This window comes from Ideonella sp. (assembly GCF_035254525.1).
In the GTDB taxonomy this organism is placed as follows: domain Bacteria; phylum Pseudomonadota; class Gammaproteobacteria; order Burkholderiales; family Burkholderiaceae_C; genus Ideonella.
The window spans coordinates 53,985-61,666 of record NZ_DATFAN010000096.1 but is presented as its reverse complement, the minus strand read 5'-3'; the positions used below and the strand labels follow the sequence as shown (position 1 = coordinate 61,666).

Sequence of the window (7,682 nt, the reverse complement as noted above, 5' to 3'; positions counted from 1 at the left end):
CAGCTGCGCGGCGCCGAGCAGCGAGGCGTAGACCGCCGGGTCCAGCGTCTTGAACAGGTAGGGCTCGCGGTCGACGCTGGTGCCGTGGATGCGGTAGACCGGGTTGAAGATGCCGAACTGGTTCCAGCGCGCGTACAGCTCGCGCCAGGCCGGGTTGTGCTGGCCCCCGCCGAAGTTGACGAAGAAGCCGCCGGTGTCCTGCGTCCAGTAGGGTTGGCCGGCCATCGCGACGTTCAGGCCACCCGAAATCTGCGCGCGCAGCGCGGCCCAGGAGGCCGTCGTGTCACCGGACCAGGACATCGCTGCATAGCGTTGCTGGCCGGCCCAGGCCGAGCGGGTCAGCGTCAGCACGCGCTTGCCGCCCAGGTCCGTGGCGGCGCGCTGGCCTTCGTAGACACCACGGGTCGTCACCAGCGTGTAGACGTTGAGGTAGCGCGTGGTGTCGCCCATCGCGGTCATGCCCAGCCGCTTGATGTCGGCCTCGACCTCGCGCGGGTCGTGGGCGGCACCGCCCACCTCGACCTCGGTGCCGTCCATCCACAGCGCATCGACGCCGATGTCCAGCAGCCCCTTCTTGGCATGCTTGAAGTAGATGCGGCGGCCTTCCGCACTGAAGGCGTCGTAGATGCGGGCCTTCTTGGAGATCCAGTGCAGCGGCTCGAAGCGCAGGTTCTTGGCGTCGAGCTCGCGGGCCAGGGCCGTGTCGTTGCCGACGCCCGGCCAGATGGATGCCATCAGCTTGACGTGCAGCTTGCCGTGCAGTTCGCGCGCCATGCCGGCGGGGTCGGGGAAGCGCTCGGCGTCCCAGACCATGCCGCTCCACTTGCCGTCCCAGACGCCGTTCTTCTCGCCGCCCCAGTACTGCCAGTCCTGGACGATGTAGTCGAGCGGGAAGCGCTCGGCGCGGAAGCGCCTGACGACGTCGAGCAACTGCTGCTGGGTCTGGTAGCGCTCCTTGCTCATGAACAGGCCGAAGGCGGCCTTGGGGAACATCGGGGCGGCGCCGGTGAGGTGGCGGTAGCCCCGGATGACGGCGTCCATGTCGGGGCCGGCGGTCAGGTAGTAGTCGGCGCCGGCCGGTGCGCTGTCGGCCTTGAAGGTGGCGCCTTCGGGCCGGTCGCTGAAGCTCATCTTCGAGTACACGTCCCACAGCAGGCCCCAGCGCCGGGTGGAGACCATGAACGGCACGACGATGCCGATGTTGGTCTGCACCAGCAGCACGTCGCGGCCGCGGTAGTCCATGTAGGGCTCGTCGTACTGGCCCAGGCCGTAGAGCGATTCGTCGGGGGTGAGGGTGAAGGTCTGGGCGAGGCTGTAGCTCGGGCTGCCGGCGATCTGCACACGCTGCAGCTCGGTAGGCGCCTGTTCGCGCTCGCGCGTCAGCGGGCGGCCGTCGGCGCCGAAGAAGGCGAGGGCGCCGCTGCGTTTGTCCACCGTCACCCGCACCCCGGGGCCGGCCAGCGTGAGCGTGTCGCCGGCGTCGCGCACGTCGAACGTGACCGGCTTCGGCGTGACCACCACCACCAGGCTGGGCTGTGTTGTGTAGGCCTCGCCCAGGTGGGCTGCCACGCGCACCAGGCCCGGGCCGTAGAACAGCACGCTCTTGGTCAGCCCGCCGACCCGGAACTGCACGCCCTCGGCCACGCGCTGCCAGGCGAACTCGCCCTGCGGGGCATCCATCGGCAGGGCGCGCAATTGCCCGGCGGCATCCAGCGCCGAGGGTTGGGTGGCGGCCTTGCCGCTGGGAGCTGCCAGTGTGCCCGCCGAGGCACAGACCATCAGGCCGAAAAGTTCACGGCGTTTCATTCAACAGTCCCCACATTCGTCGCGGTTGGTTCATTGGTGGCGCCGTGGCTCAGAACGCCGGCAGCTCCGCCCGCCCAGTGACCTGCAGATTCAGCATCTGCCCCGGGGCGCGCACCCCGGTGACCGCCGTCACCGGCTGCCCGCCGCCGACCCACAGCGACACCGGCCCGGCCTCCACCACGCGCCGTCCGTCGGCCTGGACCACGCTCATCGCCTTGGCGCCCAGCTCGAAGTTGAGCCGGCGCGATTCACCCGCACGCAACACCACGCGCTGGAAGGCCACCAGCGTGCGCTCGGGCGCCATGGCGCCGGAGGGCTGCGCATAGACCTGCACCACCTCGGCCGCCTCGCGCGGGCCCTCGTTCTTCAACAGCACCGACAGCTGCGTCCCTTGTCCCGCGCTCACGCGGCTGCGGGCCAGCCGGGGCTGGGCATAGACAAAGCGCGAATACCCCAGGCCGTGGCCGAACGGGAAGTCGGCCTCGCCCTTGAACCAGCGGTAGGTGCGCCCTTGCATGCCGTAGTCCTTGAACGGCGGCAACTGCTCGGCCGAGCGGTAGAAGGTGAGCGGCAGCCGGCCGGACGGGCTGAAGTCGCCGGCCAGCAGTTCGGCCACAGCCTGGCCGCCTTCGCCGCCCGGGTACCAGGCCTGCACGATGGCCGCCGCCTTCTGCGTGGCGGCGCCGAAGGTCATCGGGCTGCCGCTGAAGTTCACCAGCACCAGCGGGCGGCCCAGCGCGGCCAGGCGCTCCAGCAGCCGCAACTGTGGCGCGGGCAGGTCGATTCGGGTGCGGTCACCGCCGGCAAATCCGGGGGCCAGCACCGTCATCTCCTCGCCTTCCAGTTCCCAGGTCAGGCCGCTGGCGAACACCACCAGGTCGGCCTCGCGCGCGGCCGCCACGGCGGCCTCGTCGCTGGCGCCGGGGCGGCTCCACTGGAGCCGTTGGTCGCCCTCCCAGCCGGTCTGCAGCGCCTCCACGCGCAGGGCGTAGGTCTGGCCCGCCTTCAGCGTCACGCCCCGGGTGCTGGTGGGCCAGGCGATGTCCCACAGGTCCACCACCAGTTCGCCGTCGAGCCAGATGCGGTAGCCGCGGTTGCCCTTGAGCCGGAAAAGGTGCTCACCGCTCTCGCCGGCGCGCACGAAGCCGGTCCAGCGCGCCGATTCCTGGCGGTCGTAGGCATCCGGCCAGCCCCACTTGAACGCGGCCTGCGGCGTGGACTCAGCCGAACGGGGCGCACCCTCGAGCTTGAGGTTGGCAAAGCGCTCGAAGTTCAGCCCGGCGCGGCTGCAGGCGGCGTCGGCGCACAGGCTGGACGCCGGCACGTCTTCCAGTGCCGGCGCGACCCAGCCCGTGCCCTCGACGAAATCGATGCGCGTGCCGGGAAAGCGCGCCTTCAGGCCGCCCAGCAGCGTGATCGGTTTGGACGGCGTGCCGTTGTAGTTGCCCACCAGCGCATCCACGCTGTCGGCATTGGGGCCGACCACGGCAATGCGCCGGGGCGGTGCCTTCAGCGGCAGCAGGCCATCGTTCTTCAGCAGCACCAGCGAGCGGCGGGCCGACTCGAGGTTGAGCGCGCGGTGGGCGGGGGTGTCGAAGTCGCGTGCCGTGATCTCGGGAAAGGGCCGCTGCGCAGGCGCTGCGAGCAATCCCAGGCGCAGGCGAACATCGAACAGGCGGTGCAGCGCGCGGTCGAGCTCGGCCTCGCTCAGCAACCCTTGCTGCACGGCGGCCACGGTGGTGGCGGGCGCGGCGGTCTTGTTGCCGCTGAAATCGCAGATCACATCGGTGCCGGCGCGCACGGCCAGCGCCACGGCCTGTTCAGGCGTCTTCACGTGGCGGTGCGCCCCATCCATGTGGATGTCGGCCACGGCGCCGCAGTCGGACACGACATGGCCCTGGAACTTCCACTCGTCGCGCAGGTAGTGCTGCAGCAAGCGTTCGTTGGCGCAGGCCGGCACGCCGTCCACTGCGTTGTAGGCGCACATCACCGATTCGGCCCGGCCTTCGGTGACCGCCGCATGGAAGGCCGGGAGGTAGGTGTCCACCAGGTCGCGGGGCGAGACCTTCACGTCCTCCTTGTGGCGGTCGGCCTCCGGGCCGCTGTGCACCGCGAAGTGCTTCACGGCGGCCGACACACGTGGCTGGTTCGCGTCCGGCCCCTGCAGCCCCTGGATGAAGGCCACGCCCATGCGCGAGGTCAGGTAGGGGTCTTCGCCATAGGTCTCCTGGCCCCGGCCCCAGCGCGGGTCACGGAAGATGTTGACGTTGGGCGACCACACCGTCAGGCCGCGGTACAGGCCGGACGAACCGTCGGCGGCGACCGTGCTCAGGAACTTGGCGCGGAACTCGGTGCCGATGACATCGCCCACGCGTTGCACGAGCGGCGTGTCCCACGTGGCCGCCAGGCCGACGGCCTGCGGGAACACCGTGGCCACGTCGGCGCGCGCGACGCCATGCAAGCCTTCGCTCCACCAGTTGTACGCCGGGATGCCCAGGCGCGGGATGGCCGGCGAGTCGTGCTGCAACTGGCTGGCCTTCTCGGCCAGCGTCAATTGCGCCACCAGGGCCTGTGCCCGCTGCATCGTGGGGCTCAGGGGAGCGGCCGCCACGCAGGTGGCCACCGACAAGGCCAGGGCGATCGCCCCGGCACGACCGCGGTTCATGGCAAGCCGCATCAGCGTTCCACCGGCTCCAGCGTCAGCAGCGTGATGTCGTTGCTGCGCATCGGCACGGTGAAGTTCAGCAGGCCGTTCTTGCCGACATTGACGGTGCGCTTCACCTCGGGCAGGTCCTGCGTCAGCGACTGCAGGCGGGCGAGCTGCGCGGCGTCGAGCTGCTTGGGCGAACCCATCTCGAGGTAGCCGGTGTGTGCGTCGTTGGCCTTGTAGCCGGTGCGGCGCAGCTCCAGCCGGTAGGCGCCGGGCTTGAGGTTGCGCAGCGACAGCTTGACCGCCGGGGCCGGGCCGTTGGGCACCGGCTTGCCGAAGAAGGTGCCGTTGCTGGCGTTCTTCTGGTCGGGATGCTGCCAGTCCCACGCCAGCACCGCCATCTTGTGCCCGTCCACCGCGGCCAGCACCTTGTCGTCGGCGCTGGGCACCTCGTTGCCGCGCAGCGCGTTGAGGTACTTGTAGGCGAACCAGCTCGGCTTGCGCACGCCTTCGCGCGTCATCAACCCGAAGCCGCCGTGGAAGGGTGCATCGGGCGGGCCCGGCTCCTCGAACAGGTCGCTGTAGGTCCAGTAGCTCATGGCCTGCGCGTAGCCGCGGGTGGCGCGCAGCTTGGTCAGCATCCAGGGCGCGCTGACGTAGCTGTCGTGGACCTTGTCGCGCGGGTTGTAGCTGGTGCTCCACTCGGTGACGTACAGCGGGATGCCGGGGAAGGGCGAGGCCTCGATCTCCTGCCGGTTGCGGCGCACGTCGCCGATGATCGAGTTCGGGTCGGTCGCGAGGATGCGGTCGGACTTGCCGTACTCGTCGAGGAAGCCTTCGGTCACGCCGTAGCTGTGGGTGGTGACGAAGTCGACCGGGACGTCGTTGGCCTTGGCGTAGGCCAGGAACTCCGGCACCCAGGCCGCGCCGGCAGTCGACGGGCCGCCGACCTTCAGCGTGGGGTCGATCTTCTTGACCGTGCGCGCGGTGTTGGCGTAGAGCTCGAAGTAGGCCTTCTGGTCGGCCCGCTCCCAGAAGCCGTCGAGGTTGGGCTCGTTCCAGACCTCGAACGGCCACTGGCGCACTTCCTCGATGCCGTAGCGCTGGATCAGGTGGCGCACGAAGGCGTCGATCAGCTCCATCCACGGGCCGGGCTGCGGGTGGGAGGTGTTGCCCTTCCAGTGGAAGATCGACAGCGGCGAGGTTTTCATCACCTCGGGCGTGAAGCCCAGCTCGATGAAAGGCCTGATGCCGCGCGCCAGCATGGCGTCGTACAGCTTGTCGATGCCGGTCCAGTCGAAGACGAGCTTGTCGCCGTCCTTCTTCACCGTGCCGTAGACGTCATGGAAGATGTCGTGGAAGCGCAGGGACCGGAAGCCCAGTTCGTCGACCGCGGTCTTGAGCTGCGCCAGGTTCTCCGGCCGGCCGGTGGTGCCGGGAAAGTCGGCGCCGACGGCCAGGTCGAAGAAGCGGTCCACCGGTTTGCTCGCCGCAGCGCGGTCGAGCGTCACCTCGCGGGCGGCGGACGGCGCGGCCGAGGCCACGGCACCCAGGCCGAGCGAAAGCAGCGCCGCCGCGAGGGTGCGCAGGGCAGAACGCGGCACAGCATGCGGAGAAGTCGTCATTGAATGCGTTCGAGAGGGAAGTGGGAACGGATGGGGCCGATGGAGCTTGTTCATCTCAGGGCTTGCCCACGCTGACGACGACGATGGACTTCGGCGGCAGCTCCAGCACCAGCCCTTGCGCGCCTGCGCGTGCAGCGTAGGGCGCGGGCACGACGGCCTGCGGCTTGTCGAAGGTGTTGTGCGCGTCGACGGCGGCGGCGGTGAGCACGCGGCCCCGCGCATCGCCCTTCAGGTTGGTCGCCACGCGCGCCGGGCGCTGCGGGTCCAGGTTCACCAGCGCCAGTTGGGTGCTGCCGTCGGCGGCGCGCGCCACGCTGGCCTCCACCGCGGGCAGCTCGATGTCGCCGGTGCGAAAGCGCGGCGCCTCCAGCGTGGCCGCCAGCGGCGTCGCGCCGCGGAACGGCTTGTAGAGGTCGAAGGCGTGGTAGGTGGGCGTGAGCACCATCTTCGCACCGTCGGTCAGCACCATGGCCTGCAGCACGTTGACCATCTGCGCGATGTTGGCCATCTTCACGCGCTCGGTGTGGCGGTGGAAGGCGTTGAACGTCAGCGCCGCGACCATGGCGTCGCGCAGCGAGTTCTGCTGGTACAGCGCGCTCGCGCCCTGGGGCGTGTCGTACCAGGTGCCCCACTCGTCGACGTACAGCCCGATCCGCCTGGCCGGGTCGTGCTTGTCCATGACCTTCGTGATGGCGCTGAGGCGGCTCTCGATGCCCAGCGCCCCGTGCAGCGTCTTCGCCCAGGCCCGGGCGTCGAAGCCGGTGGCATCGCCCTTCTTGGTCCAGTCGCCGGGGATGGTGTAGTAGTGCAGCGTCAACGCGTCCATGTGCTTGGCACTGCGCTGCATCAGCACCTCGACGCGGTGGTCGTCGCCCTCGCCGTCGCCGGAGGCCACGCGCACCGTCTGGCCGCGCAGGAAGGTGGCGTACTGGTTGTGCAGGTCGGCCTGGTGCTCGGGCCTCATGTGGCCGCCGCAGCCGAAGCTCTCGTTGCCGATGCCGAAGTACTTGATCGACCACGGCTTGGCGCGGCCGTTGCGGCGGCGTTCCTCGGCCAGGGTCGATGTGCCGTCGGCCGTCATGTACTCCATCCACTCGGCCATCGCGCGTGGCGGCATCGAGCCCATGTTGCCGGACATGTAGGCCTCGCTGCCCAACTGCTCGACGAGGTCCATGAACTCGTGCGTGCCGACGCGGTTGCTTTCCACGCCGCCCCACCAGCGGTTGACGCGCACCGGGCGCTTGGATGGGTCGCCGATGCCGTCGCGCCAGTCGTAGTCGTCGGCATAACAGCCGCCGGGCCAGCGCATCACCGGGATGCCCACCTGGCGGAGCGCGCCGACGACATCGTTGCGCCAGCCGCGCGTGTTGGGGATGGGCGACTCGGGGCTGACCCACAGGCCGTCGTAGACACCGCGCCCGAGGTGCTCGACGAAGTGGCCGTAGACGGTGGGCTCGATGCGCGGCCCGGCGGGCTGCTGGGTGACGTCGAGGTGGGCCTGCACGGGCTCGGCGGCGCCGGCACCGAAGGGCAGCACGGCGGCCGCGAGGGTGGCGAAGGTGCGCGTCAGGCGCGTGGTCGTCATCGGGTTTCCTTGTCTT

General features: G+C 70.0%; 4 protein-coding genes. All 4 read right to left on the bottom strand.

What is annotated here, in order from left to right:
- Nucleotides 1–1,806: TIM-barrel domain-containing protein (locus VJ693_RS09390; protein WP_324153528.1), on the bottom strand; the 1,806-nt coding region annotated here is incomplete at its 3' end.
- A 49-nt stretch (nucleotides 1,807–1,855) separates the two neighbouring features.
- A complete protein-coding gene (locus VJ693_RS09385; protein ID WP_324153526.1) occupies nucleotides 1,856–4,471 on the bottom strand; it encodes a glycoside hydrolase family 3 C-terminal domain-containing protein in 2,616 nt (871 codons plus the stop codon).
- Between the two features lie 11 nt (nucleotides 4,472–4,482).
- Nucleotides 4,483–6,060 (bottom strand): GH39 family glycosyl hydrolase, encoded by a 1,578-nt coding sequence (locus VJ693_RS09380; protein WP_324153524.1) that lies wholly within the window; start codon nucleotides 6,058–6,060, stop codon nucleotides 4,483–4,485.
- 76 nt (nucleotides 6,061–6,136) lie between these two features.
- Nucleotides 6,137–7,666 carry an alpha-N-arabinofuranosidase gene (locus VJ693_RS09375; RefSeq protein ID WP_324153522.1) on the bottom strand — a complete coding sequence of 510 codons (1,530 nt, stop codon included), beginning with the start codon at nucleotides 7,664–7,666 and terminating at the stop codon, nucleotides 6,137–6,139.
- Nucleotides 7,667–7,682: the final 16 nt, after the last annotated feature.

Excerpts from the sequence above, each read along its gene's own strand:
- VJ693_RS09385 (WP_324153526.1), bottom strand. The coding sequence starts at position 4,471 with ATGAACCGCGGTCGTGCCGGGGCGATCGCCCTGGCCTTGTCGGTGGCC.
- VJ693_RS09375 (WP_324153522.1), bottom strand. The coding sequence starts at position 7,666 with ATGACGACCACGCGCCTGACGCGCACCTTCGCCACCCTCGCGGCCGCC.